We start from the raw sequence: 26,043 nt of genomic DNA on the forward strand, positions 1-26,043 counted from the left end.
TGCAATTGTTTTCTCAATAAAGGAAAGCAGGACCTCTGTGGATACCTCGATTGCCGCCCAGCGACGGTCAGCAGCAATCGGCGCAGGAGCATTGCTCGCACGCTGGGCCGAGCAGGCAGCGACACAGGCTGTGTCGTGGCACATTCGAATACCTCGAGCGTGCACAAGGTTCTGTGCAGAAGGAGAAGCTGAATGCCTTACCAATCGAATGACCTGTTAACCCGTCATTTTCAGAGCAAGGGCGCCGACCTCACGAGCCAGGTCGAAGCGCAACTCAACCAGATTGCCCCCAACAGCCCGAATATCCCTCTTTATCGCGACATGGTTCTCACTGTCCTGCGCATGGCCGAGGACGACCTCAATCGCTGGAACGCCAAGATCACCCTGCAAGCCCTGCGTGAACTGGAACATGCCTTCAGAGTCCTGGAACAGTTCAAGGGTCGGCGCAAAGTGACGGTATTCGGCTCGGCGCGAACCCCCAGCGAGCACCCGCTGTATGCCATGGCCAAGGAGCTGGGCGCTGCCCTGGCGCGCTCGGACCTGATGGTCATCACCGGTGCCGGAGGCGGCATCATGGCCGCAGCCCATGACGGCGCAGGCCTGGAGCACAGCCTGGGATTCAACATCACCCTGCCCTTCGAACAACATGCCAACCCGACTGTCGGCGGTACGGAGAACCTGCTGTCATTCCACTTTTTCTTCACTCGCAAGCTGTTCTTCGTCAAGGAAGCGGATGCTCTGGTGCTCTGCCCCGGTGGATTCGGCACCCTGGATGAAGCACTGGAAGTCCTGACCCTGATCCAGACCGGCAAAAGCCCCCTGGTACCGGTGGTGCTACTGGACGTACCTGGCGGGCAATTCTGGCAGGGCGCCCTGGACTTCATCCGCAACCAGCTGGAAGCCAATCGCTACATCCTGCCCAGCGACCTGAAACTGGTGCGTCTGGTGCATAGCACCGAAGACGCCGTCAAGGAAATCCAGCAGTTCTACGCCAACTTCCACTCCAGCCGCTGGCTGAAGCAAGAGTTCGTCATTCGCATGCACCACAATCTCACCGAACAGGCGCTGGCACAGATGCAGACGGAGTTCTCCGACCTGTGTCTCAGTGGTCGGTTTCAGCAACATGCCTACCGTGGAGAGGAACACGATGAAGCGCAATTCAGCCATTTGACACGGCTGTCGTTCACTTTCAACGCTCGCGACAATGGCCGCCTGCGGGAACTGATCGACTTCATCAACCTGCCGCAGAACTGGGCCAGACAGCCCCCCAAGGCCCACCAAAGCGTGAGAGAAACCAGCGACGCCAACTGATCCGCCTCTCGCCCGCGGCATCACGCAGCGGGTACAGCCTCAGTCATCCAGCCCTCGGCCGCTCAACAGGCGGCCGATCATGTCCATGGAATAGCCGCGATAACTCAGAAAGCGCCCTTGCTTGGCCCGCTCCCGGGCATCCGCAGGAAAGTGCCCGGCAAACTTGCGCTGCCAGACGTCTCGCAACTGCTCTTGCCAGTCGATACCGCACTCACGCAGGGCAAGATCGATGTCACTTCGCTGCAAGCCGCGCTGACTGAGTTCTTCGCGAATACGCATTGGCCCATAACCTGAACGGGCACGGTAGGAAACAAAGCTTTCGAGATAACGGGATTCGGACAGCAAGCCCTCTTCCGTCAAACGGTCAAGGGCAGCTTCGATCATTTCAGGAGGGGCGCCGCGCTGACGCAGTTTACGCGTCAGCTCGACTCGACCGTGCTCGCGTCGCGCGAGCAGGTCCATTGCAGTTCGCCGCACCGCGACGAGGGTATCGAGTACGGCGGTCATTGGATCAATCAGATATCAGCGTCGGCCATATCGTCTTCGGTCTCTTTGACCGGATTGGCTTTGACGTCTGGCGAGGCTGTCAGCAGCTTCTCGCGAATCTGCTTCTCCAGCGCGTTGCCGATTTCCGGGTTGTCCTGCAGGAACTTGGCCGAGTTGGCCTTGCCCTGACCGATCTTGTTGCCCTGGTAGCTGTACCAGGCACCGGATTTTTCCAGGAAACCGTGCAGCACGCCAAGATCGATGATCTCGCCGTTGAGGTAGATACCCTTGCCGTAAAGAATCTGGAACTCGGCCTGACGGAACGGCGGAGCCACCTTGTTCTTGACGATCTTGACTCGGGTTTCGCTACCGACCACCTCGTCGCCTTCCTTCACCGCGCCGGTACGACGGATGTCCAGACGAACCGAAGCGTAGAACTTCAGGGCGTTACCACCGGTGGTGGTTTCCGGACTGCCGAACATCACGCCGATCTTCATGCGGATCTGGTTAATGAAGATCACCAGGCAGTTGGCGTTCTTGATGTTACCGGTGATTTTACGCAGCGCCTGGGACATCAGGCGGGCTTGCAGGCCCACGTGCATGTCGCCCATTTCGCCTTCGATTTCAGCCTTGGGCACCAGAGCCGCCACGGAGTCGACGATGATCACGTCAACCGCGTTGGAACGCACCAACATGTCGGTGATTTCCAGGGCCTGCTCGCCGGTATCCGGCTGAGAAACCAGCAGATCGTCGACATTGACCCCCAGCTTGCCGGCGTATTCCGGGTCCAGCGCGTGCTCGGCATCGACGAAGGCACAAGTGGCACCGGCTTTCTGCGCCTGAGCGATGACCGACAGGGTCAGGGTGGTCTTACCGGACGATTCAGGACCGTAGATTTCAACGATACGGCCTTTTGGCAGACCGCCAATGCCCAGAGCGATGTCCAGACCCAGAGAGCCGGTGGAAATGGCCGGGATCGCCTGACGGTCATGATCGCCCATACGCATTACGGCACCCTTGCCGAATTGACGTTCGATCTGACCCAGGGCCGCAGCCAAGGCTTTCTTCTTGTTGTCGTCCATTAAAGTCCTCACGTAATCAATAAGGCCTGACGGCCAACACCTGTATAAGTAGCCAGTATTATTCCACAGCGCTCAAGGATCGCCTACCCCTGATTTGCGATTTCTGCTGCGGCGTGTTGCAGCAGCCCCTCTAGCGCGGCCTTCACCGTTTGTCGGCGAACCTCATCGCGATTCCCGGGGAAGTGCCGGCACTCGGCAGTCAGCGTCTCTCCCGCGCCCCAGGCCAGCCACACGGTACCCACCGGCTTCTGCGCGGAACCGCCATCCGGCCCGGCGATGCCACTGACCGCCACGGCAAAATGTGCATGGCTCTTGGCCTGCGCTCCGCGAACCATGGCCTCTACCACCTCACGACTGACCGCACCGACCGAGTTGAACAACCCGGCCGGTACATTCAGTTGCAAAGTCTTCTGGCGATTGGAATAAGTGACATAACCGGCCTCGAACCAGGCCGAACTGCCCGGAATCCGCGTGATCGCCTCGGCAATACCGCCGCCGGTGCAGGACTCCGCGGTGGTGACATGGGCATTCAGAACCTGCAGACGCCGGCCAAGTTCAGCGGCAAGCTGGGTAATTTCTTTCACAATCCTCTCCTGATGGGGCTGGCGTGTGCTTACCGTACACCAGCAAAGACGGCTTGCAAGTGACAAGCCGTCAGGAAAACCAACGGCTCTGGAACACGGCTTCAGACAACGAAGCCCCAAAGAACAGGAAAGCGCTCGCGCAAGCTCGCGAAGCTCGACACACAACTCAGGCCAGCAAGTCCCAAGTCAACGCGATTGCACCACCCGGAGTGGATGCATAGGCCCACAATGCCTGGCCTGCGGGAATACGGATCGGGTACGGCATGACAATCTCGGAGTCACTGCCGGAAATGCTGGAGCCGTTGCCCGAGAAGATGATGGCCGCATTGGAGATGGAAGACCCGGTCGGTCCCACATACAGATCGACCACACCGGTCGAGGTCTTGATCAACCCCGTCTGGATGATCAGCCCCCCCGTGTTTTGGGCCGCCGAAACGATCTCCACAATGCCTTTTGGGAATACGGTAATGAAGTGCTTGCCCATGGTTACTGCGTTCATATTTTTCACCTTTGAATGGAAGGGGCGGTCACGGAAAGTGCCGTTTTCATGTCGCTCAAAGGCGATGGGGTCGAAGCTCTTGGGCTTCTCGATGGACGAGCTGCAACAGCACACCCACCGATATCTTGAAGACGCCAGGCAAAGGCCCCGCACGATCGCGGGGCTTCTTGCGGCCTTTTAGAACACGTTGTCCCAGGTGTAGCTAGCGGTTTGCCACTTGTGATCCGGGTAAAAGACACGCGGCGGCTTGATGGTCGGGGTGTACCCGAAACGGGCCCAGATCGGCCGCTCGGTCACGATGCTCAAGCTGCCGTTGGCCTGCAGGCGAATGGTTGCGCCCGGATGGCCAGCAGTACCACTTTGCCAAACGACGGCATTGTTCGCTGCGTAGATCACCAGGTTACCGTCTGCCTGCATGACGCATCGCGCACCGCCCCTGTTCTGGGTGTACGTCGCCCAGACAACGCTCCAGTTCGGACCGTAGACCACCAGGTTGCCATCGCCCTGGAAGACCAGGGAATGATCACCGGCACGGTAGAACTGGCCCGGTACCAACTCCGCAGGGCCACCGATGATCATGGCCGCCCCGACTGCCGGAGTGAACACGCGACCGTTGGGCGCATACCAGTGAGGGATGGTGTCGATGGTCACGATGTTCCCGTCATCCTGAACCTGGGTGAACGCACGCAAGGACGCATCCTCGCGAGAGCCCATGGTGGGATCGCTCGGTGTCGTCGACCAGATACGGCCGCGCAACGGGTCATCCAGAACGAAGCCGTAATTCATAAAGACCATCATCGGGTCTTTCTTGTTGCCCTTGCTCACATTGGTAAAGGGCGTGTTCTGGTCGGCGACCCACGCCAACTGGGCGCCGTCATAAAGCGCAAGGTTGCCATCAGGCTGAAAGAGCAACTTGAAGCGTTTGTTGGGGGACTGCAGATACTGGTTCGGCGCCATGTAATAGCGAGCCGGCAGCACCGAAGAACCGTTGTCGGTGAAGTCGTAGCGAATCCAAGCCATGTTGATACCTATTGAGTCGAATGATCAGTCGCGGAAAAGTCCGCTCTCATGTCGCTCACAGGCGATTGCCCAAGGCTCGAGGCCTTCACGTGATTCAAGGTTCCACAGCGGGAACATTTGATCTGGAGCTCGGTAAACTCACCCACGCGGGCGAGAAGTCGTTTGCAACGACCGCATCTGCATTCTTTTAACATCGACAAATCCATTTGATTTCAACTGCCCCACACTGCGGCAGCGATCCATTTCATAAAGGTCTCAAGGCCGTCAGGGCATCGCCGGAGCACCTTGCAACAGCGACTGAGACTCCCGCACCCACTGCTGCAACGCCCTCAATTGCTCGGCATTGGCATGGCATTGGCTGTAGTTGTCGACGACGCTGGCGGCGACGGTAGAGAGTGCAAGGCCCGAGGCGGCGTCATCAGCGACGCCGGGGCCTGGGGCCACGGGCAGGTTGGCGGCGCCGGCGTCGTGCACCCGGACAAAACCACCAGGCACAACACAGGCGTTATCAGCTGCTTTCGAAACATAGATCGGAACCTCCTTGGTGACAGTGGCGCCCGCCTGATAGACCTTGACGACGCGATCGACGTACTCGACCACCACCTTCTCCTTGACCCTGCCCAACGCCTGGCCCTGCTCGAAGGATTGCTGCAGTCGGGCCTCGTCCAGGCGCTGCTGCTGACTGCGTTCGCTGCCGGCACCGCTGACGAAGCCAAGGGCATAAAGCAACCCCGCTACGACGGCGAGAGCCAGCCAACTGCGGATATTCATCACGTCCTCCTCGGACCGATATGAAATGCATCAAACCGCCTGCAAAAATCCCTGTAACCGCTGCCGCAGGCTGCGAAAAGGTCCGCAGGACCTTCCCTCCAGGTCCAATTGCAGCCTACGGCAGCGACTACAGAAGGTGCCCGCCTCCGCATGAACTCAGACCACGGGCAGGCACAGCACCGCCCGCGCCCTGGCCCAGAGTTGCAGGCGATCCTGCAAGCCGTTCAAACCGCCATTGATGCGACGGGTGATGCTGTTGAACTCATCGCGATCGGCCAGGGCATTGAGCCCGCCGCGCTCCCAGAACCAGGCCGCCGACTCGGCGGCCCATTGCGGCTGCTCCAGCAGCTCGGGCAACTCCAGCAGGCGCTCATCGCCAAACAGCCCGAGGCTGCACTGGCGATAGTTGCTGCGCCCGGTGATCTGGATCAGCCCGCGCCCGCGATAGCGCTGACCGTCGCCATCGGCCTCGGGAGTGTTGCCCAGGCGTGCCGCGAGCGTGCCGGTGTCGTACTTGCTCAGGTATTGATCACTGCCCAGCTCGCGCACGTATTGCAGTTGCCCGGATTCGTGACCGATCTGGGCCAGGAAAGCCGCCTGACGCTTCGGCGTATCGATCTGCCGATGGGCCATGGCGGTGTTGAGAGCAGGAACAAAAACGCCGGCTTTAGCGCCGGCGTTGGGAAGGATCTGCAGCAGTTGGTGCTGTGTTATAGGCATAGGGAATCCTCATAGGTCAGAAATGAGAACGCCATGTCAGTGCAGGGCGTTTACTCAATTTGTTCTGCGATCCAGAGCGGCACCGCAGGCCGGCGCAGAGTGTCAGGAAAGTCCGCCGACTGAGGCCAATCGCGCAGGGCCTGCATGTACACAAGCAGCTCCTTGAACTGCTCGCCGTCAATGCTCGTCGGTGCTTCGATTTCCAGTTGATCCCGGTGCCGCTCGCGCAGCCACATGACCGCAGACAACTCACTATCGCGCCATAGCCGTTCGTTTTCCCCCTGCCGCTCTACTGTCGGCGGCGGCGCGTCAACGACAACAGGGAACCCGTTACTGTCCGGAATTATGAGCATCCCCTGCGACTCTTTCAGCAGCAAGGAGCGGTGCTGTTCTTCGGTAATGCGCTGCCCATCGTTGTCAGTCATTGAGAAAGCAAATCGAGCATCAGCCTCAATCCATTTTGCGTAAATCATATTTACCCCTTAGTTGCCAAAGGCTATCCACTTGAGGCGAGCGCCGGCAGGCGGCGCACTGGTAACGGTAAAGCCCGTTGTCGATAGCGCTTCATTATTCGTGTAAGCACCGGAAGCCGCGTAAGTGCTATTGAAATTGTTTATCTTCAGGTCGAGATGACTGACACCCCGGAACTGTATTGGAAACGTTACATTCCCTGCCGTCGTTGATCCCCACTGAATTACAAACCGCCCTAAAACTGTCGGGAACGCGAGAAATCCATTTTCCCCAAGGAGAAGGCCAAAGCCTGCATTAAACAGACTATTAACTTCTGCCTTTGTAAAAGCATCGCCGATGCCATAGCCCGCAAGGGTATTAGCTTTGGCGGCCTTAGCGTCAAGCGCCGAATCAGTTTGTGATTTTGTATAAGCGTCAGTTATTCCGTAGCCGCTCAAGGTATTGGCTTTTGCAGCTTTACTACTCAGCGAAGTATCTACTTGCTGTTTTGTATATGCGTCAGTGATGCCATAACCTGCGAGAGTTGTGTGACTACTCGGAATTGCATTTGAAACAATTTTCATAATAGCCGCCAAGAGCTGGCCGCTATTGCTTTCTTCCGGAGTAAACCCACCATTACGAATTACATTCAGCAACTCATCAGTAACCGAGTTTCCCCAAACTGACGGGATCAACGAGCCGACTTGCCCAGTGGCCGTGTTCTCGTCAACAAACTTGCCGTTGACTAACCCCACGTTGGGCACACTTTTCGGATAATCCATTTACACACCCACCCCATAATTGATTGATTCCAGTGCATGCGCCGGAGCGCTGCGACGGATAACGCATTCAAGGGCGCCGCTCGGGTTGACCCCGAAGCGCTCACCCCAATAGCTGGCCCCAAAGCGCCGCCCCAGACGGCGCCGCGGGCCCGTGTTGAGCGTCCACATAAACTGCGCGGACCAGGTACCGAAGTGGTCTGCGCCAAATCGGGAGCGGCCAAACCGCGGGGCCCGGCGCTCCGTGATGGTGGCTTCGGGATAACCGAGGCGCACCGCGATCTCGATGAAGTAGCCACAGGATTGCCCGCCGGCCGCCATCAGCCGTTGGCGCACAGCCAGACGGCGGTCCTCAAATACCGGTTCAAGCCCGATGCAGGGATCCGGCAGCCCCGTGACCCGCTCCCAGTCAGGCACCAGTTCATTCACGCCGCCAGCATCCATCTCATTCAGCAGGGCGAAGGCCCGGGCATCGATGCGCGCCAGCTCCTGCGACAAGCCCGTCAGCACTAACGCCAGTTCAGGGACGCGTTCAGGCTCCCAGGCCGGCCCCGAGGGGAGCAACGCCCTCAACTGGGCGCGGTACTGCTGCGCCGTTCTTAAGCCAGCCATACGCAGCCCCCATACGTCAGCAGCTCGTTAGGCTCTGCTGCTACATCAGCAACCGGCGCCACCAGTTGGTGGTCCCACTCACCAGCGGCCCCGCTGATGGATTCGGCGATATGAGTCAGCAAAAGGGTCTCACCCAGCGCAGCCTCACTTGCATGCAGGTCACGCAACTGCGCCTCGACGGCCGCCCGGACCGCGGAGGTATCCGGATTCAGTCGGATGCTGTACACCACCGATTTGCGCGTGGGGGCTAAGACGTACAACTCAGCCGTTACTGGTCGCCGCGGTTCGATGTACTGCTTAACCTCGGCCAGCTGTTCAACCGTTGGCATCGGATCGGTATCGTCGTCACGCATGACGAACAGGCCCACCGTGCCTGGCCCCAGGTAATTGCGCCGGCACCAGGCACGGGTGATCCCCGGGCATTCCAGGGCCCAGGTTTCGTAGTCGTCCGCCGAGCCGCCGTGGGGAATGATCCGATAGGAGCGGATCACCCGGGAGCGCAGGGATTCGAGGCTTTCTTCAGCCACGCCACCGCTCAGCCCCGGGGCCAGCACGGTGAACGCGTTGCCAATGCCTTGCACCGGCTGCACCGCGGTCAACTCCAGACCGGCGCCGGCATTGCCCAGGGCGCCGCCATCGACCGCCTGGATCGTGGTGCTGTTGAGCCCGGCGCTGGTGGTGCGCGCGGCGGTCACTTTGTAACTGCGACCGTCGCTGCTCTGCAGCAGGGTATCGACATCCAGCACGGCTCCGGCCGCGGCCGTGAAGCTGACGCTGCCACGGGCCGCCTGGGCGGCCTTGCGCGGCTGGTTCAGGCGCAGGGCAGCGATGCGCTCCAGAGTCGACTCATCGGCCTTGTCCGGAAGGATCTGCTCGGCGATCCAATCCAGGTAGCCGTACAGGCCAAAGGCGGCCCCACTCAGGGTTCGGGCCAGCACTTGGGCATCGGACTGGCGCAGCGAATCGCTGGCCAGGTCGCTTTGGGTGCGTTGAATCAGCACCGGCAGCGAAGGGGTTTCAAACGGCATAGGTCACCTGCCAACTGTGAATGGGGTTGAGGTCCAGGCGTTCGCCGTCGGCCAGGATCAGCACCGTGCGCAGGTTCAGGCGCTGGGCATCGAGGCGTTCGCTGAGAATCTCGACGGCGTTGCAATGACCATCGTCGATCAGCCACTGCAAGGCCTCGCGGGCATAGAACTCGGCGTCGAGCTGGGTCTGCCGGGTCAGCTTGACCCGGCGCAGCAGCCACAGCCGCGAACCTATGCGGTCGTCGGCCACTGTGGGAAAGCTGTCGCCCCACCAGCCATAGCGCTGATCGTCGTCCAGGGCATCGTCATCGGCGGCGCGGCGCCAGGTGAACAGGCTGATTTCCACAGCCCGGGTCAGGGCGTTCTTCAGGTCATAGGTGGCGAACATGCTTAACCTCCCACCGGCGCGCCGGTCTGGCCCGGACCGGGTTGCACGCCGCTGTGGACGTGGTTGATCTGGCTGATGCCGGCGGCAAGCTGATCGCCCTGGGAGACGATCTTGCCGCTCATGCTCAGGGTCGGGCTGTCGATGTTGACGCCGCTGCTGGCGCGGATGTTCAGGGTCGCGGTGTCGATGTCGATGACGCGCCCACGCTTGAAGTGGATCTTGTCGCCCTCGTCGGTGTAGATCGCCACCTCACCGGCGGCCAGGGCCTTGAGGCGGTAACGCCGGTCGGCCACCACCAGCACCACCGCGTGGGACCGGTCGCCGCCGAGGAAGGTGGCGATGCCCTCGGCGCCGGCCAGGGGATTGCTGGTGAAACCGTAAGGCTCGAAATGCTCCATGTCGTCGTTGACCTCGCCGGCGGTAAGGCGCATTTGCAGCGATTGCAGTTTGTTGGCCGAGTTGGCGAGCACCACGGTGCCCCGCGCCAACAGGCGTGTCAGTAGGCTCATGCTGAGTTCCTTGGAGGGTAGGAGCCGGCTTGCCGGCGAACAGGGGTTGCGCGGTTTCGGGCCGGATGCCTTCGCCGGCCAGCCGGCGCCTACGGATGGGCGCGGGTTTCAGGTGTTACCGGGTGTCGGGTTGGCGTCGAAGGTCTGCGGCGGCGCCACCTGCAGGGTGGTGATCGAGCCCTGCTCGGACAGCGACCAGGTGACCTTGGAGATCAGCATGTCCCGGTCGAACCCCAGCACCGGGTCGATCACTCGCACCAGGGTGTTGTGGCGCCACAAATCGCCATTGCTCTGGCGCCAGCCCTGCACCTGGTAGGTGGTGGTCAGGGCCTTGCCGGTGCGGGTGCCGCACTCCCAGTCAGCGCGCTGCTGAGCCAGCTCGGCACTCAGTTGCGCGGCTTCGTTGATCACCGTGACCCGCTTGCGCGAAACCCTTGCATCGCTGGCCCGGCCAGACACCTCGCTGACCGCCACCCCGCTGCTCTGATCGCTGCCCTTGTGCTGGCCGATCACCCGGTACTCGGAAAACACCGCGGAAAAATCCATCGGTGCATTGGCCGAGAGAATGTTCTTGCCCAGCTCCAGGGCATCGCTGGCGCGCCCACCGCTGCCCGGCGCCGCCAGCAGCAGGTAACCGTCGGCGTCGTCGGTGGAGAACACCCGGTACAGGGTCAGCAAACGGTCGATGGAGGCGAACACCGTCTCCCCCGGCACGATGCTGTGGGTGTGCAGCTTGCCGGTCGGGGCGATCTCGCTGCGCACACCGACCCCATAGGAGCCGGCCAGGGCGCGGACGATGCTCAGCACGTCCTGCTGGCGCCACTGACTCGGCCGGTTGATGGCCGCGCAATCCACCAGGTCCTGGGTCAGCGAACCGCCCTGGATGCTCAGGCTGATCTGCTTGCCGTCGTAACTGATCGGCGCCTTGTAGACATGCCCGGTGAGCACCAGATCGCAACCGATGCGCACCTGACAGCGAGCGCCCGGGCGGATCCGCACCTGCGAGTCCTGCCCCGGCCATTGCCAGGTGATGTTGAGGCTGAAGGTGCGGAACTGACGCTCCAGATCGGCGCTGATCTCCACGCTCTTCCAGCCGCTGTAGTCCAGCCCGTCCACCGTCAGGGTGACGATATTTGCCAGTTCGTCCATGGGTCACTCCCGAGCAATTTGCAGGTCGGCGGGCGGCAGGAAACCCGGGTGAGGCACCCGATTGCGCTGCACCACTTCGCCGACCCGGGTCGCATCGGCAAACCGCTGATAGGCCAGCACCAGCGCCGGCAGGCTGCTCTTGGGGCTGAGGCTGACCAGCCGCACCCCCGAGGAAGCCACGGCATTGAGGTGCCCCTGCACCTGCTGACGCAGAGTGTTGAGCGCCTGGTAATGCACCGCGTCGGCCTTGAGCGAGGCTTGCCAGATCAGCTCATTGAACTGATCGCGCAGCGCCAGCACATCGTCGGCCACCGGCACCTCCAGGCGCTGCACCGGCCGGCTGGCCTGCTGCGCCAGGGGCGGCGTGTTCTTGAGCTTCACCACGGGCGTGGCCACCGGTAACGCCGACACCAGGCGGGCGATCTGCACCAGCAGCGCATCCTGCACCAGGTTGGCCACTGCCTCGGCCGCCGCCGTGGTGTCCTTGCCGGTGGTCAGCTTCGGCGCATCGATGCGCCGGGCCGCCTCCACCTGCTGGGCAATATCGGCGAGCATCTGCCGATAGCCGCTGCGGGCAAAATCCTTGAGCCCGCGCACATCCTCCAGCAACCCCTTGAACTCCGTGCTCAGCTCCCTGGGTATGTCCTTGACCGCCTTGACCAGGGTGTTGAGGTCGCCATAGAACTCGATCAGCGGCTTGAACTCGTGCTCGATGACCGCATACACCTCGGTCAGCCCCTTGCGCAGCGCGTCCACGCCGATCCGCGCCTGCTTGATCAGATTGGTGGCGAACTCGAAACGCAGCACCGCCGAGCCCAGCAAGGTATCGCTGGCCACCAGCACCTGCTGCTGGGTGTTGACCACCGCCGAGGGAAAGCGCAGCGGCTGGTCCGGATAGAACTTCAGGCTGAAGGTCACCAGGCCGCCGTCCTGGCGGCTCTGGGTCATCTCGCATTCGCCGACCTTGACCTGCATCCGCCCAAGCCAGGGGTGCACCAGCTCGCCGCTGCCCTCCTCCAGGGCCTTGAGCAGCCTGTCGCGCTGCTCCAGGCAATCGGCGCCGACGATAAAGGCCGTCAGGTCATGGATTTTCGCCTGCTGGCCAAGGCCCTCGAAAAACGGCTGGTCACGCTGCGGGTACTCGTGCAACTGACCTTTCTGGCCCACCGGGGTTTTCGCCTGATCGACCCAGAACGGCACACCGCGAAAGGACGCGGGCAACAAACGATCACGCCAGTTATCCGCCATTGGAACCTCCTAGGGAAAGTGAGCGATAGCCCAGGGTCGAAGCCACGTTCAGGCCTGGTTGATTGGTCTTGGCCTGTTCGGCACGCAGGCCGGGAGGTGCGTTCTCAAAGCGCAACAGCAACCCGCCTTCAAGCCGAGTGCGATTGTTGGCCGCCGCCTGTTGCAGCAGCGAACTGGAGCTTTGCGGCAAATTGCCCGGGGTCAGCAGCGGAGAAGGTTTATCGGTCAGCGAGTCCTCACCCCGGTTTGCCGAGTTGTTGTGCTCCACCACACTCTCGGTCAGCGAGTTGATGCTCCCGGTGACACTGACAAGCAAATTGCCAAAGGTCGCTCTGAGCTTTTCGCGGATTGGCTCCAGGACCTTTTCCAGCCGCTCACGAAACGAAGAGAACCACTGGATCAAACCGTCGAGGTCCTTTCTCATCCCCTCACCGGGTGACCAACTGAATAGGCTGGCAACGTTGTTCTTTGCCGTGATCGACAACGCCCAGATCAGATCCCAGATCGCTGCAAACAGCCCCACCACGGGTTGCCAGTTACTGCTTATCAAGCCAAGCGGGCTCCACTCGAAAACCTCTCGCAGGCTGCGAAAAAGCACCTGGACAGCCTCTCTGATCGGCTCCAGGTTTCTGATCAACACCCCAAACCCGCTCATGTTGAAGAGCAGATTCAACGCCTGATACACCCGCCCGGTACCGGCGCTGAAGTCTTGCCAGAGGGCGCTCAGGTAAGCGCTGACCGGCCCCCAGTTGGCAATCAATTGCCCGATGGGCGTCCATGCGAACACCTCCTTGAAAAGACCAACCATGGACATGACCGTGGGTGAAATCTTCCCCCACAGCTGGATGAAAAACCGTGAAACCGGCTTCCAATTGGCCACCACCACACCGGCTACCGCAGCAATCGCCAGCATCGCCAAACCTATAGGCGAGGACAGTGCGGCAAAGACCGTGGCCGCCGAGGCTGCCACCGTAAAGGCGATTGCTGCGGCCGCTAGCCCCTCCACCAACCCGGGGTTATCAGCGACAAATTGACCGACCGATGTCAGTACGGGCTGAAGTCCCGTGACAATGCTGTTGATGGCCGGCAACAGTGCAACCCCCACATTGAGAGTGATTCTTTCCACCGCCTCATCAAAGTGCTTGAGGTTTTGCGCGGTATTGCCCAGCTCGTTCTCCGGACTTGCCTCCCCCCTGACCGCGGCAGCAGTGACAGCCTGGATGTTCTCCGCCTTGATCGCCGACTGCATGCCCGCAACAAAGGGGGTCAATAGGCCCTGCCCAGAGAACAATCCTGAAAGATCCAGATCTCCCAGACCACTTTCTTCCAGGCTTTTCCTGAACTTGCCCACCACTTGGCGAATGCCGGTGAGCTCCGGGTCGACGGCTTTGCTTGCGCTCTCGGCCACAGCAGGCTTGACCACCTCAGTTTCGGCTTTGACCTGCTGCACAGGTGCTGCCGGTTTAGCCTGTCTTGCCTGCTTGGGCCGCCGGCCCTTGGTCTTGTTTCTTTTTCGATACGCCATCACTGCACCTGCTGCATCGCATTGATCCGTTGCGCGTGCTCCAGGGATTCCCGGAGCACATCCAGTGGCCTGGCCATCATCTGTTCGGGGTCGACCTTCCAGAACCAGGCCAGGTCATAGGCGACAGCGATCAGGTCGGCGATGGCTGCGATGCCGCACTCATGAAAAAACTCGCCACCGCCCAGCTCAGGGCGTTGAGGTCCACCAGGTCCAGCTGGTTCACCGAGGACGGTGGAATACCGGCGCAGACCGCGATGTATTTGGCCGCGACGTCCATGTCGAGGCTGACTTCTTCGCTCTTGTCGATCTTGTACGGCAGCGCCTTGATCGCCCGCACTTCCTGCACCGTCGGACGGCGCAGGGTGAGTTCGGCCAGGGGCTCGCCGTGGGCTTCGATCGGCACCTGCAGCTTCACGGCATTGCTCATTGCCAGGTCCCCTTCTGCCCTTCGAAGTTCAGCTCGATGCTGGCGTCGTCGCCCTTGGCAATAGGCTCGTCCACCAGGTAGGCGCCGGCCAGCACGTAGACCTTGCCGTTGGCGAACTCGCAGGTGACGGTCATGTCGGAGCCGGCAATCAGTTGCTTGAGCGGAAAGTCCGGGGTGTGCAGCGCGGTGACTTTGAACGACGGGGTGAGGTCGGTTTCCTTGTAGAAACCCGGAACCACGGTTTCCCGCTTGACGGCCATCAGCGGTGCTTCGCAGCCGCCGCTGATGGTCAGTTGAGCGCCGTCCACTTTGACGTAGCAGGTGCCCGCAATCAGTTGACCCATGATGTTTCTCCCAAAAAATAAGCCCGCTCAAGGCGGGCTGAAAAAACGCAGTGATGCAGGTCCGGCTCAGGCCGCGGCGTCGTACTGCAGGCGGAATTGATTGAGCAGCGCGAACACCCGCAGGCCGTTGATGTAGTCCGGCGGGAACAGCACGTTGACCCGGCTCGGGTCCTGCACGTCGCGCTCGACGATCAGGTGCTCGGCGAACAGGTCGGCGTTCTCCACATGGCCTTCCAGCTCCAGCTTGGCGTACTGGGCGATCAGCTCACCGCGAATGGTGCTCGGGGTGACGATCGGCTGGCCGGCGCCGAAACGGGTGCCGTCGGCGGCCAGCTTGTGGCGCCCGTACTTGCTGGTGATCACGCTTTGCAGGCGACGCACGATGAACGCCGACTGGTGCATGGTTTCGCTGTCCAGGTAGGAGTTGTCGGCCTGGCCGTAGGCGTTCTTCTGGTAGGTGGTGATCGCCCGCTGAATGCGCATGTAGCCGCCTTCGTAGTAGGCGGTGGCGATGCCGTAGCTGAGCAGCGACTGACGCTCGGTGAGGGTGAAGCGTTCGCTGGCCGGCGCCGGGTCGATCCCCGGCAGGCTGCCGCTCTGGGTCGGACGGCTGGCGTCGGCGGAGATGAACACCGAGGTCCGCGCTGCCAGGGCTGCGGCCTGAACCCACACGGGCTGGGGCACGCCGGTTTCCAGGGCCTGGATGGTGATGTGCTGGTCGTTGCGCGCCTGACCGGCCGCCACCAGGGTGCCGACGCTGCCGCGCTTGGCGCTGTAGACATGGCCGAACAGCTGCTTGGCCCAGGACCAGCGGCCGGTGTTGTCGTCCATCACCGCTTGCCAGGCATTGAGGCTGGCGGTGTCGGTCCAGGGCATGCAGATGAACTCGAACGGCTCGTCGCCCAGGGCCGCCAGGGCCGCGACCTGATCCGGCACGCCGGTGCCGCCGGCCATCTTGCCCAGCACCAGGGTCAGGCCGGCCGGGGTTTCTTCGCCATTGCTCTTGCCCAGGCGATTGAGTTGCAGGCTGATGTCGTTGCCGCTGTCGCCGGTCCACTTGGCGCTCAGGGTCACCGTGCCGTCGACCGCCGCCGCGGTCACCGGCAGTTCCACCGCCGCGTTGACCTTCAGCGCCAGGGCGCTGGCCGCCTGGGCAGCGCTGGCGCCACTGACGATCGAGGCCTGCACCCGCACACCGCCGACGTACAGATTGAGCAGGCCGGCGGCGCTGGCGCTACCGGTGAGCTTCAGCTCGGCCTTGGCCACGCTGCCCTCGGTGCTGTGCAGCGGCAGGCACCAGATCTCGCCCACCGGGTCGGTCTTGCGCCAGGTTTCATACATCGAGGCGAGCATCGAACCTTGCCCGCCGATGCTCTTGGCCAGGGCCACGCTGGACACCAGCACCAGCTTGCCGAGATCGTCGCCGGTCTGATTGTCATTGACCTGGGCGACGATCAGCCGGCGCATGGCCGACGACGCGCTATTGGCCGCCGAGTTGTCCATCTCGGCGTAGAACAGCGGAACACGGATGTCCGCCGGGATATTGCTGAAACCGATCGCCATTATTTGGCTCCTTGAGATTTCGCCGCTTTCACGGCCTTGCTAGTGATATCGCCATCGGCCAGACGCCGGCGCCACCAGGCGTTGTCCGGCACTTCACGGCCGGAGGCGGGCAGCAGATCGCCTGCTTCCGGGTCCGGTACGGCACGGCCAGCGACCGGCAGCACGGTGATGCGTTTGCTCATTGCTTCAGCTCTCCTGAAAAAGTCAGCTCCAGGCGCCCGTCGGGCCCTGGACGTTGCAGATTGGGGTCCGCCGGATCGATGGCATCGACCCGCACCGTGACCCCGGTAAAGGACGGCAGGCCGTCGAGTTCACGCTCATGCCAGGTTTCCGCCGGCTGCCCGGGCAAGTTGCGCCCCAGCTGGAACTCGGCGAAGAAGCGCAGGCGGTAGAGCAGGCGGGTGGCGTCGAACGACACCAGTTCACCGCCGTCGTATTGGATCGGGTTGTACTCGGCGCCGGGTTTGAAACCGACCAGGGCGCGCCAGAGTTCGGCGCGCAGGTCGTGCAGCGGATTCAGCGCTTTTGTGGGGTCGGTGGCGCCAAGTGCCAGAACCACTTCAAAACGATCGCGGATGGTCTGGCGAATGATGTTTTGTCCGGCGCTGGCGCTGGCCAGATCATTGACCGGCGCCAGATAGGCAACCGGGGTTGATGCACCAGCGCCGGTTGCGGCATCGCTGCCAACAACGATGTGCCCCGCAAGGCTCGGGCACTGTGCTTGTAGCTGATCGAGAACAGCCGTGAGTTTCATCACAAGACTCCTGGAACGGGATTCATCAAGGCAACGGCGAGGCTGAATTGTTGGAGGCATGAAAAAACCCGTCGCAACGGGTTTTGCAGCAAGCGCCGGGAACCGCTGCCCCAGGTTGCTGGCGGGATCTGTGACCGACGGCTGCAGAGCCGATCCGAGCCGTCACTCCCGCCCCGCCGACAACAGCTCAGCACCGGCCTTGAGCCCCGCCTGCAGCGCCGTCCAGAACTCGGCATTTTCATAGCCCATGGCCCAGACGCTGGTACCACCCAGGCCCAGCTTGGTCACCAGCGCGGTCTTGGTCTTGATGCTCGTAGCATCGTCGTACCAGAGCACCGGTTGCGCGCGCTCCGGGGTCCACTCCACGCCATCGGCGAAGCTCTTGACCGGCCCCCAGGTGGCGTAAGGCGTTGCGGAAGCGGCGTCCCGGTGGGTGACGGCGCGGTGCTCGGCAATGATTTCCCGATAGGCCGACCAGTGCACCCGGTTGCCAATGCTGTAGTCCTGACCGTAGGCCGGCAGCCCGGCCAGGACCTTGCCCGGCGCGACTCGCGATACCGCGTAGCCGAGCACAGCCCGTTGCCAGTCGGCGCCGGAGCCCGGGCCGGGCCAGACTTCGTCATGGAAACCGCCGCTGCTCCAGCCGGGGCCGACCTGGTCGTAGGTCATGACCTGGACGTAATCCACCGCCGCGCCCAGGGCCTTGTAGTCGTAGCCTTGCAGGTACTCGGGCTCGCGGTCGCTGGACTTGGGCGGAACGCTGATGATCAGTTTCTTGTCGCTGGCATGCAGGGCGTTGCCCAGGGCTTTGACATAGGCGGAAAACGCCTTGGCATTCCTCGGTTCGACCTGTTCGAAGTCCAGGTTGATCCCGGCAAAACCGCCCTCCTTGGCCAGCCTCACCAGTTGCTTGATGCTGCCGGCACTCAAGGTCTTGTCGTTGACGATGGAGTGGGAGATGGCCGGGTCGAAATCCGCAATGCCCTGGTTGTAGTCGGACACGGTGGGGTACAGCGGCAGCGATTTGGACTGGGCGAAGCGAATGATGTTTTCGCTGGTCGGGTTCATCCCTTCCTGGTGCAACTGGCCGGTGACGGTCAGCCCGTAGATGCTGCCCAGGCCCACTGCGGACAGGTTGCCGTGGAACGCTTGCAGGTTGCTGTAGGAGGCTTCGACCTGGCCGTCGGTGTAGGCCAGGACAAAGGGCCCGGCATGGGCTGTGGCCGCCAGCAGCAAGCTGCAGCCGACGATCAATGTCTGGAACAGAAAGCGCAGGCCTCGCTTCGAGGCCGGGCTGCTGATGCCTGGGTTCATGACTACTCCTGCGGATTGTCCGCGTACTTGAAAAGGCAGAGTGGGTTGCAGCGCAACGCTGCACATGGGGTGGCCACGGCAAAGCTCGCGGGGCTGACGCAGCGTCAAAGCTGCACCACCCTGAGTGGTTTTTTGGCGGGGGTTTTCTTGGCCTTGGCTTTGGCCTTGCCTTGCTTGCCGCCGTTGCATTCGACCGTGGTGCTCCACCCCGACGGGTTGAACAGTTGCTCCACCGAGTCCACCAGGTACTCGCCGTCCAGGCCGGCCTTGAAGCCCTGGGCATTGATCAGGCGCTCGGCAAACAGATCGGTACGCCCGGGCATTTCCAGGCGCAGGCTGGCGCTGCTGCGGTTGAAGGCGGCCAGACGTGCCTTGGCCGCCTGCTCGGCGGCGGACTTGTTGGGGTACAGGTGCCGATCGGTGTGCACCGCCGGCACGCTGGCCGGCGAGTCGCTGTTGCCCAGGTCGATGACCTTGAGCGTGCCGCTCTTCGGGTCCTGGTGCTTGGTCTGCACCGCCTTGTGGGTGCTGCTGTCACTGAGGCGGAACTGATAGCGGCTGACGTCGCGGCGGCTGAGGCTGACAACGCCCAGGGCCTTGCCGCTGGCACTCAACCCGGACTGCCGGGGCAGCACCAGCAACCTGCCTTCGGCCACCTTGGCGGTGCAGTCGTACTGCCGGGCCAGGCGGGTGATGAAGTTGAAGTCGGACTCGTTGAGCTGGTCGATCCGCGGCACCTTGGTCGCCACCGGACAGACCGGCTGCCAGCCGTTGCGGGCCGCCAGATCGCGGACGATCTGCGCCAGCGCCACGTTCTCCCAACTGCCGCTGCGGGTGGTCTTGCCACTGCCGCGCATGTCGCTGGCCTTGCCGCGGATCTCGATGGAATCCGGCGGCCCGTTGACCACCACTTCATCCACCGTGTAGCGCCCCAGGCGAGTCAATGCCTGCCCGGCATAGCCGAGGAACACTTCGATGGCGGCGCCACGACCGGGCAAGGCGACCGCACCGTCACGGTCGTCGATGCGCAGTTCGAACTCGTCCGCTTCCATGCCCGGCTTGTCCAGGGTGCGCAGGGTCAGCAGCCGGTCATTGATCTGCGCGGTGATGTCGCGGCCATCGGCGAGGATGCGAAAGACCGGGGTCATGGCCTGTGCTCCAGAAAATGAAGACCCCGCACGCAGCGGGGTCTGTTGAGTGGAGGCCAGGTCAGTCCCATAGCTGAACCATCGCCTCTGTGCGGATCGGCAGCTCCGGTAGCAGGATCAGTACCCCGGCCCGAAAGGGTTGTGGCTCGTCGGCCAGGCCCTGGTTGGCATCCAGCACCGCCTCGACGCTGCCATTGAGGTGCCCGTAGTAGCGATGACACAGGGTGTCGAGCAGATCGCCGTCAGAGGTTCTGCAGGTCGTTGCCATAGCTCACAAACTCCAGTGAAAACCCTTGTTTGCGGGGAATGCCGCCCGCCAGCAGGTGGCTCTGTTCCTCGTCGATGCTGGTGAGGCACCAGGTGCCCAGCACTTCGCCGTAGCCCGTGGTCAGGCTCAGGGGCTGCAGGCGCCGGCCAATGCTGCGCAACGCCTGCAACTGCCCCAGCCCGCCCTTGAACCCGGGAAAGATCGCGCCCTTGAGGGAGATCTTGTCGTCACCCTGCCCCACTGCCTGCTGCGCGATGCTGCGGCTCAGGCGCTCCTGGGCCGCCCAGCGAAAGCCGGTTTGCCGGCGCAGCTCATCGAAGGCCGCGGTGTCGAGGTTGAAGTAGAACGGCTCGGCCGCGGCCCCCAAGGGCTGCAGGATCAGCAGGTGCGGGAAGGGTTTCACCGCCTCCGCCGCCGGGGTGGCCTGGGGCGCCAGCGCGCCGGAAGGAAAGATATTGCCCAGGGCCGGACTGATCTGCCCGCCGATGCGGTTGATCGCCGCGCCGGCCTTGGCCACCTGCTCCTGCAAGGCGCCAAGACGCTGCTGCATCTGCCCCGCCACGGTCACGGCCTGGCTGTACTTGGCCGCGACCTCACCCACCGCCGACTGCGCCGCGCCGATGCTGCGCATCGTGCGTTGCAGCTTGGCGCCCAGCACCGGGCCGACCCAGGGCAGGTTTTCCAGCTCCGAGGCGGCGCCGGTGATGTCGCTGATGGCACCGTTCATCGGCCCCAGCATTTCATCGGCGCTGCGTCGCCCCGCCTCCGCTGCCGCCACCAGGGACGTGAGCCCCGATTGCAGCTGTTCCATATAGGCCATGCCGCCTCCTTAAACGTGTGCCGCGTCGAACAACTGACGACCCGCCGCCTGGCGGCTGTATTCGTCGAACTGAAAGCGCAGATAGGGTTCCAGCTCCCGGGCCAGTTGCGCCGGATCCCTGACATCGCCCTGGACCGAGATCGACAGGTAAGGCGCGAAGCTGAACTGCTGTTCGATTGCCGGGGGCGCCGCCGATTTGAACGGCTCCGGGGGATTGCTCAGCGAAAGGCTCGACGCCGACGGTGCCGGGCTGGCCAGCAAACGCGCGGCCTGGCCCATCAGCGGAGGCGTCTGGCCCGACTGGAAGGACTTGGCGATATCGCCCATCACCGGCGGGATGTTCTGCCCGGCATTGCGCATCATCAGCGGACCGGCAGCGGGCATTTGCTTGAGCGAGTCGTCGGAGCCGAACAGTTTTTTGCCCAAGGCGCCACCTGCGGCAGAACCGCCCCAAGCGCCCAGGGCACCGCCCACCAGCCCACCAATAACAGTACCGATGACCGGCACCACGGAACCAATGGCGGCCCCTGCTGCTGCTCCGGCAGCGGCGCCTGCAAGATTGCCTGCCGCCTCGCCATAGCCTTCGGCTTTTTCATCCTGGGTCTTGGCATTCAGATAGGTGTCCGCAACCTGGAAACCGGCACCGAGCACCGATAGGATCGCGCCGCCCTTGAGCAAAGGTGCGAACCCTTTGGCCACAGAGCCAGCGCCTTTCAGTGCGGCACCGGCCACGCCAGACCTGACCGCCCCTCTGGGCAGTTTTTCCAGACCACTGGGCGTCAAAGGGCTCTTGCCACCTTGAATGCCCGCCCCCCTCGCAGGTGGCCTGCGCCTGTCAGCCTTACGCCCACCACGGCCCCGACGGCGTTGCTTGTCCAAGCCGCAGTCGATCATGGGCTCGCAACAGTCAATGCCTCCCGCACTGAGGCCAGGCGCTCGCTTTGCCGCCTTGGGGTCAACCTTCAACCCACCCCGCAGGACATTGATCAGGCCCTTGCCCATGGTGTAGACCGCCATGAGCTTTTGCACCGCGACATACGCGGCGCCCAAAGCGACCACACCCTGCACCAACGATGGGTTGTGCTCCGCCAGCTCGGTCAGCTTGCCGACCACCACGGTGATGCTTTTGGCCACCAGATCCGTCACCGGTTGCAGAGCTTCTCCCACGACCCGCTGGCCTTCATCGATGGCTAAACCTGCTTCAGCCCACAACTGCTTGGAGGCTTCTCGACGCTCCGCGAGGTTCCTGGCGAGAACGCCAGAGGCGCTCAACGAGTCCTTCTTCACCTGCTCGTACTGCTGCCGGCCCTGGGTCTGGGCCAGCAAGGCCGCCTTGATCTGCATATCGGTGAACAGGTCACCGGTGCGCAGGGACTCTTCCAGGGCCTCAAGCATGGCCTTGGCCTTGGCCGGGTCGGTTTCCTGGCTGATCTGCGCCTGGGCCTCGGCCATCTTCGCCGCCTTGCCCGGGTCGATGGCCCTGACGTAACGCATGGCCAGGGCAAAGCTCGCCTCCAGGCTCGACATGCCCTTCTGGATACCGGTATTCAGCGAAGCCTGATAATCAATGCCGGCGTCTTCATAAGCCTTGACCGCCTCACTGGAGCCGATTTTCTCGATCCAGTTCTGCAATTGGCCAGCGGCCTGATCAGCACTGCCCGCAGTGTTCATCTGCACTTGCAGCATGGACCCCAACTGACTCACCGCCTCCATACCGGTGAGTCCTTCCGCGCTCGCGCTCTTGAGCAGCGCCGGGAGCAAGCGCGCCATGTCGGCCGCCTCGAAATTGCCGGCCTGCCCCTGCAGGGCGATGGCCTCAAGAGCCTGCTCCATGACCTTGGGATCGCTGATCCCGGCCTTCAGCTCCAGGGCCCGCATCAGCTTCGCCGTGTCGTCGACACTCGCGCCCTGCCCCACCGCAAACTTGGCGGCCAGCCCTGTGTAGCCTTGTGCCTTGTCCAGCGACATGCCGCTGGCCATCATCTGGCTCACCAGGGCCGCCACATCGTTACGGGCCATGCCCGTGTCACGGGATGTCTGAATCACCGTGCGGCTCAGCTGCGCTTCCTGAGGCTGGTTGACCACATTGGCCTTGATCGCCATGTCGCGGATCAGCGCCTGATAATCGGCACTGATCTTGACCGGGGCGCGCAGTTTATCGACGCCAAACTTTGCCCAGCCATAAGCCGCCTTGAAGTCGGCCTTGCCTTGGGCGACCTGCTGCAGCCCACGAGCCTGAAGCTCAGAACCGCGGGCCACCTTGCCCAGCGCTTGATATTCCTGGCGCAGCTTGTGCACCTCAATACCCTGCTGGCGCAGCCCGTTGCGGCTCTCTTCCAACCGGCGCAACAGCCCGGCTGCGGAAGCGGCGCCGGTGTCATGGGCCTTTTTCCATTCATCCTGCAGGCGCAGGGTCTGGCCGAGGGTCTTCTCCAGCACCCTGGCCTTGCTGCCCTGCTGCTCCAGCTGCTTGATCCGGCCTTCCATCGTCTTGAAGGCGGCGTCCCAGGTCGAACTGAGGGCAGTACCCACTACCACCAACCCCGATACCAGCTTGTTCGCCATGTGCTTCTCCTGCTCCTTGGGTGACGGGCTCAATCCGTGAGCCACCAGACCATGTCGGAAAAGCCCATGGTCATGATTTCCTCGGCGGAAAAATGCAGCTCGCGAGCGAGCCGTTTCGCCGCCACCTTCATCACCGCCGGATCAAAGCTCGTCGTCTTGCACCAGGCGAAAATAGCCGGCCTGCAGGCGCTGATAGTCCTTGAGCGCCATGCTCTCCAGGTCCTTGGTGCTGATTTGCGCGAGGCTGGCAAACAGCATCAGCTCGCGCTGTTCATCGTCCCCCACACCGGCGGCGCTGGCGGCGCGCACATCACGTACCGTCGGCGACCGCAGGGTGAGCCGGTCGCAGACCACGCCGTTCATCTCCACCGGCTTGCTCAGCGCCACCATCACGCTGTCGCTGCTCAGGGTCATCCAGCTCGGGGTCTTGTCGCTTGCTTGAGACATGGGGTGTCTTCCTTACAGGCCCAGGGCCGAACGTTGGGCGGCGAGCTGGTCGACGCCGTTGATCACGCGCTTCATGCCCAGGGCATCAATCTCGTAGATCAGGCGGCCGTCGACTTCCAGCTTGTAGTAAGTCAGGGCCACGTTGTGCTTGATCTCGGCCTTGTCGCCGGATTTCCAGTCGCCCATGTCGACCTCCTTGAGCAGGCCGCGCAGGGTGACGATCACCGGAGTGACCTTGCCCTTGAGGCCCTTGAAGGCGCCACGGAACACACCGTTGAAGCCGCTGCCATCGGCCAGGCCGAACATCTTCAGCGACTCGCGGCGCACGCCGGTGGTGGTGAAGCCGGCCTCTTGCTTCTCCATGCCCATGTCCAGTTCCACCGGCACATCCATGCCGCCGACACGGTGTTCCTCGGTCTTGAGGGTCAACTTGGGCAGGGTCAGGCTCGGCACGTCGCCTTGAAAGCTGATGCCATCGACGAACAGGTTCATGTTCGCCAGGGTTTCGGGAATCATTGCCATTGCGGGGGCTCCTTAAGCGGCTTGGTCGAGGACTTCGGTCAACCACTGGTTGGTGACCTCGACCCGGAAGTGGGGGTTTTCGGCGGGCGGCACGTCGGTAAAGCGGATGTTCCAGTACACCTTGCCCTGCTCCAACTGGCTGGCGGTGTTCAGTTCGGTGTCCGCGTAGACCTCGAAATTGATGATCGCGCCCTGGTTCTTCAGATCACGCATGAAGGCCTGCAGGCCCTCGGTGACGTCCTTGACGTAGGTCGCGGTGATCGAGCGGTCCACGGCCCATTTGTGGCCGAAGAGGATGGCGTCCATGACGATGTCCATGGTCCGCACCCGGGTGACGAAGGCCCACTTCGGATCGCTGGACAGCGTGCGGTTGCCCCACAGGCGGAAGCCCGCATCGCGAATGATGGTGGTGATGTTGGCGTTGTTCAGCAGGTTGGCGCGGCAGGTTTCATCGCCGTCGAGGAACTCGATCGGCCGCTTGGTGCCGGTGATGCCGACGAACTCCTTGTTCGACGGCGAGGCCCAGAAGCCGTACTCGTTGTCGGTCCAGGCGAACAGACCGGCAACCCAGGCCGAGGCCGGCGCATCGACGGTGGCATTGGCGCCGTTGTCCCAGTGCTGAACACCCGGGTCGACCATATAGGCGCGCTTGGCACCGAAGTTCTTGGCGTAGGCCATGGCCGCTTCGTCGGTGGTATTGGGACCATCGAGAATGGCCAGGCCACGCAGCTTGTCCGCCAGGGCCACCAGGGCGGTGCCGATGGCCAGGGTCGAACTGTGCTTGGGGGTGACCAGCAGACGTGGCTGGGCGTTGAAACGGCTCTTGCCGTCCAGCAGCGCCTGCAGACCGGTACGCTTGCCGTCGGCCAGCACCCCGCCGATGATCGCCGAAGTCTGCTCGGCCGCGTCGGTCATCTTGGCCACGCCACAAGCGACGATCACCGCCTTGGCCCGCTGGTAGATGGCCTGGCAGGCCTTGGTGATGGCCGCATCCGGGCCCCAGGCGGCAATGGCCTCGCGCTCGTTGGTGATCAGCAGCAGATCGTTGGCCTTGGCAGCGGCGGTCGGGCCTTCGGTGAAAGTGTCCACCAGGCCGATGATCGAAGACGACGGCAGCGAAATGGTGCGCGTGCCGGTGTCGACGTTAGTCACGGTAACGCCGTGGAAAAAACCACTCATGGATAAACTCCAGACATGAAAAAGCCCCGGGTGAAGGGGGCTCGTAGGGATGATTGATTGGTGGGAAGCGGGAAACAAAACGCCCCGGCGGTGCGGGGCGTTTACTGGGTTTGTTCGGCGATCCAGGATGGGGCTACTGGACGATGCTCGGCTTGTGGAAAGTCCGGGGATTGGGGCCAGTCGCGTAGGGCTTGTATGTACACCAACAGTTCATTGAACTGGTCACCTGTCAGCGTGGTGGCGGTCCCAATTTCGAGCTGATCACGGTGACGTTCGCGTAGCCACATGACAGATGTCAACTCTGCATCGCGCCATATCCGTTCTTCTACAGAAAGATCACGCTCAACAACTGGCGCATCTACAAGATACGGTAGGCCTCGTTCATCGTGCGCACGGATCTTGCCGGGAGCCGGATTGCCAATAACTGCCAAGTACAGATCATCAGAGATTTCGATCGCGTCCTCCGGAATTGATACGTGCAAACCAGGGACATAAGTCGTTTGAGTTGTTTTGCTATATAGCCTGTACATA

32 protein-coding genes are annotated in these 26,043 nt (G+C 62.5%); 1 reads left to right on the top strand and 31 read right to left on the bottom strand.

Translation table 11 applies throughout. From position 1 onward, the window contains the following. Positions 1–192 precede the first annotated feature (192 nt). Positions 193–1,311 (top strand): TIGR00730 family Rossman fold protein, encoded by a 1,119-nt coding sequence (locus tag ACMGG8_RS28305; protein ID WP_060837812.1) that lies wholly within the window; start codon positions 193–195, stop codon positions 1,309–1,311. A 39-nt stretch (positions 1,312–1,350) separates the two neighbouring features. Here the strand turns inward: ACMGG8_RS28305 and recX are convergent, their stop codons facing one another. The 31 genes from recX to ACMGG8_RS28460 all read right to left on the bottom strand — a co-directional run bounded on the left by recX (position 1,351) and on the right by ACMGG8_RS28460 (position 26,042). Further along, positions 1,351–1,818, bottom strand: a complete 468-nt coding sequence (gene recX, locus ACMGG8_RS28310) for a recombination regulator RecX (protein ID WP_060837811.1) — start codon at positions 1,816–1,818, stop codon at positions 1,351–1,353. 8 nt (positions 1,819–1,826) lie between these two features. Next, positions 1,827–2,879 carry a recombinase RecA gene (recA, locus tag ACMGG8_RS28315; protein ID WP_011059579.1) on the bottom strand — a complete coding sequence of 351 codons (1,053 nt, stop codon included), beginning with the start codon at positions 2,877–2,879 and terminating at the stop codon, positions 1,827–1,829. Positions 2,880–2,962: 83 nt separating this feature from the next. Continuing rightward, positions 2,963–3,463 (bottom strand): CinA family protein, encoded by a 501-nt coding sequence (locus ACMGG8_RS28320; RefSeq protein WP_060842639.1) that lies wholly within the window; start codon positions 3,461–3,463, stop codon positions 2,963–2,965. A 166-nt stretch (positions 3,464–3,629) separates the two neighbouring features. Continuing rightward, complete coding sequence (locus tag ACMGG8_RS28325) at positions 3,630–3,962, bottom strand: hypothetical protein (RefSeq protein WP_020372545.1); 333 nt, start codon at positions 3,960–3,962, stop codon at positions 3,630–3,632. 177 nt (positions 3,963–4,139) lie between these two features. Next, positions 4,140–4,982: a putidacin L1 family lectin-like bacteriocin gene (locus ACMGG8_RS28330; protein WP_060837808.1), complete on the bottom strand. Its 843-nt coding sequence runs from the start codon at positions 4,980–4,982 to the stop codon at positions 4,140–4,142. An 8-nt stretch (positions 4,983–4,990) separates the two neighbouring features. Next, positions 4,991–5,176 carry a Com family DNA-binding transcriptional regulator gene (locus ACMGG8_RS28335; RefSeq protein WP_414159989.1) on the bottom strand — a complete coding sequence of 62 codons (186 nt, stop codon included), beginning with the start codon at positions 5,174–5,176 and terminating at the stop codon, positions 4,991–4,993. Between the two features lie 70 nt (positions 5,177–5,246). Then, positions 5,247–5,753, bottom strand: coding sequence for a hypothetical protein (locus ACMGG8_RS28340; RefSeq protein WP_414158820.1), 507 nt, complete (start codon positions 5,751–5,753; stop codon positions 5,247–5,249). 156 nt (positions 5,754–5,909) lie between these two features. Continuing rightward, positions 5,910–6,473 (bottom strand): glycoside hydrolase family 19 protein, encoded by a 564-nt coding sequence (locus ACMGG8_RS28345; protein ID WP_414158821.1) that lies wholly within the window; start codon positions 6,471–6,473, stop codon positions 5,910–5,912. Between the two features lie 50 nt (positions 6,474–6,523). Then, positions 6,524–6,946, bottom strand: a complete 423-nt coding sequence (locus ACMGG8_RS28350) for a phage tail assembly chaperone (protein ID WP_414158822.1) — start codon at positions 6,944–6,946, stop codon at positions 6,524–6,526. A 9-nt stretch (positions 6,947–6,955) separates the two neighbouring features. Then, entirely contained in the window at positions 6,956–7,705 is a 750-nt protein-coding gene (locus ACMGG8_RS28355; protein WP_414158823.1) for a hypothetical protein, read from the bottom strand. Further along, entirely contained in the window at positions 7,706–8,314 is a 609-nt protein-coding gene (locus ACMGG8_RS28360) for a YmfQ family protein (RefSeq protein ID WP_414158824.1), read from the bottom strand. Continuing rightward, positions 8,302–9,342, bottom strand: a complete 1,041-nt coding sequence (locus tag ACMGG8_RS28365; RefSeq protein ID WP_414158825.1) for a baseplate J/gp47 family protein — start codon at positions 9,340–9,342, stop codon at positions 8,302–8,304. Before ACMGG8_RS28365 ends, ACMGG8_RS28360 begins: the two co-directional genes overlap by 13 nt. Then, positions 9,332–9,730, bottom strand: coding sequence for a phage GP46 family protein (locus ACMGG8_RS28370; protein ID WP_060837801.1), 399 nt, complete (start codon positions 9,728–9,730; stop codon positions 9,332–9,334). Before ACMGG8_RS28370 ends, ACMGG8_RS28365 begins: the two co-directional genes overlap by 11 nt. A 2-nt stretch (positions 9,731–9,732) precedes the next feature. Continuing rightward, positions 9,733–10,239 (bottom strand): phage baseplate assembly protein V, encoded by a 507-nt coding sequence (locus ACMGG8_RS28375; RefSeq protein WP_060837800.1) that lies wholly within the window; start codon positions 10,237–10,239, stop codon positions 9,733–9,735. A 108-nt stretch (positions 10,240–10,347) separates the two neighbouring features. Continuing rightward, the gene (locus ACMGG8_RS28380) at positions 10,348–11,388 is read right to left on the bottom strand and encodes a phage baseplate assembly protein (RefSeq protein WP_414158826.1); all 1,041 of its coding nucleotides are present in this window, start codon (positions 11,386–11,388) and stop codon (positions 10,348–10,350) included. Between the two features lie 3 nt (positions 11,389–11,391). Beyond that, on the bottom strand, positions 11,392–12,636 hold the full coding sequence (locus ACMGG8_RS28385) for a DNA circularization protein (protein ID WP_060837798.1): 1,245 nt from the start codon (positions 12,634–12,636) through the stop codon (positions 11,392–11,394). Beyond that, a complete protein-coding gene (locus tag ACMGG8_RS28390) occupies positions 12,626–14,161 on the bottom strand; it encodes a hypothetical protein (protein ID WP_060837797.1) in 1,536 nt (511 codons plus the stop codon). The genes ACMGG8_RS28385 and ACMGG8_RS28390 overlap by 11 nt, the downstream gene beginning before the upstream one ends. A 130-nt stretch (positions 14,162–14,291) precedes the next feature. Then, positions 14,292–14,588: a phage tail assembly protein gene (locus tag ACMGG8_RS28395; RefSeq protein WP_041116251.1), complete on the bottom strand. Its 297-nt coding sequence runs from the start codon at positions 14,586–14,588 to the stop codon at positions 14,292–14,294. Continuing rightward, positions 14,585–14,932, bottom strand: a complete 348-nt coding sequence (locus ACMGG8_RS28400) for a phage tail tube protein (RefSeq protein ID WP_016965085.1) — start codon at positions 14,930–14,932, stop codon at positions 14,585–14,587. The genes ACMGG8_RS28395 and ACMGG8_RS28400 overlap by 4 nt, the downstream gene beginning before the upstream one ends. A gap of 66 nt (positions 14,933–14,998) precedes the next feature. Beyond that, complete coding sequence (locus ACMGG8_RS28405; RefSeq protein ID WP_414158827.1) at positions 14,999–16,495, bottom strand: phage tail sheath subtilisin-like domain-containing protein; 1,497 nt, start codon at positions 16,493–16,495, stop codon at positions 14,999–15,001. Then, the gene (locus ACMGG8_RS28410; protein WP_047302105.1) at positions 16,495–16,677 is read right to left on the bottom strand and encodes a DUF2635 domain-containing protein; all 183 of its coding nucleotides are present in this window, start codon (positions 16,675–16,677) and stop codon (positions 16,495–16,497) included. The genes ACMGG8_RS28405 and ACMGG8_RS28410 overlap by 1 nt, the downstream gene beginning before the upstream one ends. Next, a complete protein-coding gene (locus ACMGG8_RS28415) occupies positions 16,674–17,249 on the bottom strand; it encodes a hypothetical protein (protein WP_060837794.1) in 576 nt (191 codons plus the stop codon). The genes ACMGG8_RS28410 and ACMGG8_RS28415 overlap by 4 nt, the downstream gene beginning before the upstream one ends. Positions 17,250–17,411: 162 nt before the next feature. Then, entirely contained in the window at positions 17,412–18,563 is a 1,152-nt protein-coding gene (locus ACMGG8_RS28420) for a glycosyl hydrolase family 18 protein (RefSeq protein ID WP_414158828.1), read from the bottom strand. Positions 18,564–18,667: 104 nt separating this feature from the next. Beyond that, positions 18,668–19,711, bottom strand: a complete 1,044-nt coding sequence (locus ACMGG8_RS28425) for a phage late control D family protein (protein WP_108544501.1) — start codon at positions 19,709–19,711, stop codon at positions 18,668–18,670. Between the two features lie 61 nt (positions 19,712–19,772). After that, complete coding sequence (locus tag ACMGG8_RS28430) at positions 19,773–19,979, bottom strand: tail protein X (RefSeq protein WP_047302087.1); 207 nt, start codon at positions 19,977–19,979, stop codon at positions 19,773–19,775. Continuing rightward, positions 19,954–20,799 carry a phage tail protein gene (locus tag ACMGG8_RS28435; protein WP_060842618.1) on the bottom strand — a complete coding sequence of 282 codons (846 nt, stop codon included), beginning with the start codon at positions 20,797–20,799 and terminating at the stop codon, positions 19,954–19,956. Before ACMGG8_RS28435 ends, ACMGG8_RS28430 begins: the two co-directional genes overlap by 26 nt. Positions 20,800–20,808: 9 nt before the next feature. After that, the gene (locus ACMGG8_RS28440; protein ID WP_414158829.1) at positions 20,809–23,364 is read right to left on the bottom strand and encodes a phage tail tape measure protein; all 2,556 of its coding nucleotides are present in this window, start codon (positions 23,362–23,364) and stop codon (positions 20,809–20,811) included. Between the two features lie 141 nt (positions 23,365–23,505). Next, entirely contained in the window at positions 23,506–23,811 is a 306-nt protein-coding gene (locus ACMGG8_RS28445) for a phage tail assembly protein (RefSeq protein WP_414158830.1), read from the bottom strand. A gap of 12 nt (positions 23,812–23,823) precedes the next feature. Then, on the bottom strand, positions 23,824–24,333 hold the full coding sequence (locus tag ACMGG8_RS28450) for a phage major tail tube protein (protein WP_016965333.1): 510 nt from the start codon (positions 24,331–24,333) through the stop codon (positions 23,824–23,826). Between the two features lie 12 nt (positions 24,334–24,345). Continuing rightward, the gene (locus ACMGG8_RS28455; protein ID WP_060842615.1) at positions 24,346–25,512 is read right to left on the bottom strand and encodes a phage tail sheath family protein; all 1,167 of its coding nucleotides are present in this window, start codon (positions 25,510–25,512) and stop codon (positions 24,346–24,348) included. Between the two features lie 101 nt (positions 25,513–25,613). Continuing rightward, positions 25,614–26,042, bottom strand: coding sequence for a phage tail assembly chaperone (locus tag ACMGG8_RS28460; RefSeq protein WP_414158831.1), 429 nt, complete (start codon positions 26,040–26,042; stop codon positions 25,614–25,616). Between the last annotated feature and the right edge of the window lies 1 nt (position 26,043).

The sequence above is a fragment of the Pseudomonas sp. BNK-45 genome (genome assembly GCF_047456255.1).
Classification (GTDB): Bacteria; Pseudomonadota; Gammaproteobacteria; order Pseudomonadales; family Pseudomonadaceae; genus Aquipseudomonas.

Coding starts and splice junctions, on each gene's coding strand:
- ACMGG8_RS28305 (WP_060837812.1), top strand. CDS start 193: ATGCCTTACCAATCGAATGACCTGTTAACCCGTCATTTTCAGAGCAAG.
- recX (WP_060837811.1), bottom strand. CDS start 1,818: ATGACCGCCGTACTCGATACCCTCGTCGCGGTGCGGCGAACTGCAATG.
- recA (WP_011059579.1), bottom strand. CDS start 2,879: ATGGACGACAACAAGAAGAAAGCCTTGGCTGCGGCCCTGGGTCAGATC.
- ACMGG8_RS28325 (WP_020372545.1), bottom strand. CDS start 3,962: ATGAACGCAGTAACCATGGGCAAGCACTTCATTACCGTATTCCCAAAA.
- ACMGG8_RS28330 (WP_060837808.1), bottom strand. CDS start 4,982: ATGGCTTGGATTCGCTACGACTTCACCGACAACGGTTCTTCGGTGCTG.
- ACMGG8_RS28335 (WP_414159989.1), bottom strand. CDS start 5,176: ATGTTAAAAGAATGCAGATGCGGTCGTTGCAAACGACTTCTCGCCCGC.
- ACMGG8_RS28340 (WP_414158820.1), bottom strand. CDS start 5,753: ATGAATATCCGCAGTTGGCTGGCTCTCGCCGTCGTAGCGGGGTTGCTT.
- ACMGG8_RS28345 (WP_414158821.1), bottom strand. CDS start 6,473: ATGCCTATAACACAGCACCAACTGCTGCAGATCCTTCCCAACGCCGGC.
- ACMGG8_RS28350 (WP_414158822.1), bottom strand. CDS start 6,946: ATGATTTACGCAAAATGGATTGAGGCTGATGCTCGATTTGCTTTCTCA.
- ACMGG8_RS28355 (WP_414158823.1), bottom strand. CDS start 7,705: ATGGATTATCCGAAAAGTGTGCCCAACGTGGGGTTAGTCAACGGCAAG.
- ACMGG8_RS28360 (WP_414158824.1), bottom strand. CDS start 8,314: ATGGCTGGCTTAAGAACGGCGCAGCAGTACCGCGCCCAGTTGAGGGCG.
- ACMGG8_RS28365 (WP_414158825.1), bottom strand. CDS start 9,342: ATGCCGTTTGAAACCCCTTCGCTGCCGGTGCTGATTCAACGCACCCAA.
- ACMGG8_RS28370 (WP_060837801.1), bottom strand. CDS start 9,730: ATGTTCGCCACCTATGACCTGAAGAACGCCCTGACCCGGGCTGTGGAA.
- ACMGG8_RS28375 (WP_060837800.1), bottom strand. CDS start 10,239: ATGAGCCTACTGACACGCCTGTTGGCGCGGGGCACCGTGGTGCTCGCC.
- ACMGG8_RS28380 (WP_414158826.1), bottom strand. CDS start 11,388: ATGGACGAACTGGCAAATATCGTCACCCTGACGGTGGACGGGCTGGAC.
- ACMGG8_RS28385 (WP_060837798.1), bottom strand. CDS start 12,636: ATGGCGGATAACTGGCGTGATCGTTTGTTGCCCGCGTCCTTTCGCGGT.
- ACMGG8_RS28390 (WP_060837797.1), bottom strand. CDS start 14,161: ATGGCGTATCGAAAAAGAAACAAGACCAAGGGCCGGCGGCCCAAGCAG.
- ACMGG8_RS28395 (WP_041116251.1), bottom strand. CDS start 14,588: ATGAGCAATGCCGTGAAGCTGCAGGTGCCGATCGAAGCCCACGGCGAG.
- ACMGG8_RS28400 (WP_016965085.1), bottom strand. CDS start 14,932: ATGGGTCAACTGATTGCGGGCACCTGCTACGTCAAAGTGGACGGCGCT.
- ACMGG8_RS28405 (WP_414158827.1), bottom strand. CDS start 16,495: ATGGCGATCGGTTTCAGCAATATCCCGGCGGACATCCGTGTTCCGCTG.
- ACMGG8_RS28410 (WP_047302105.1), bottom strand. CDS start 16,677: ATGAGCAAACGCATCACCGTGCTGCCGGTCGCTGGCCGTGCCGTACCG.
- ACMGG8_RS28415 (WP_060837794.1), bottom strand. CDS start 17,249: ATGAAACTCACGGCTGTTCTCGATCAGCTACAAGCACAGTGCCCGAGC.
- ACMGG8_RS28420 (WP_414158828.1), bottom strand. CDS start 18,563: ATGAACCCAGGCATCAGCAGCCCGGCCTCGAAGCGAGGCCTGCGCTTT.
- ACMGG8_RS28425 (WP_108544501.1), bottom strand. CDS start 19,711: ATGACCCCGGTCTTTCGCATCCTCGCCGATGGCCGCGACATCACCGCG.
- ACMGG8_RS28430 (WP_047302087.1), bottom strand. CDS start 19,979: ATGGCAACGACCTGCAGAACCTCTGACGGCGATCTGCTCGACACCCTG.
- ACMGG8_RS28435 (WP_060842618.1), bottom strand. CDS start 20,799: ATGGCCTATATGGAACAGCTGCAATCGGGGCTCACGTCCCTGGTGGCG.
- ACMGG8_RS28440 (WP_414158829.1), bottom strand. CDS start 23,364: ATGGCGAACAAGCTGGTATCGGGGTTGGTGGTAGTGGGTACTGCCCTC.
- ACMGG8_RS28445 (WP_414158830.1), bottom strand. CDS start 23,811: ATGTCTCAAGCAAGCGACAAGACCCCGAGCTGGATGACCCTGAGCAGC.
- ACMGG8_RS28450 (WP_016965333.1), bottom strand. CDS start 24,333: ATGGCAATGATTCCCGAAACCCTGGCGAACATGAACCTGTTCGTCGAT.
- ACMGG8_RS28455 (WP_060842615.1), bottom strand. CDS start 25,512: ATGAGTGGTTTTTTCCACGGCGTTACCGTGACTAACGTCGACACCGGC.
- ACMGG8_RS28460 (WP_414158831.1), bottom strand. CDS start 26,042: ATGTACAGGCTATATAGCAAAACAACTCAAACGACTTATGTCCCTGGT.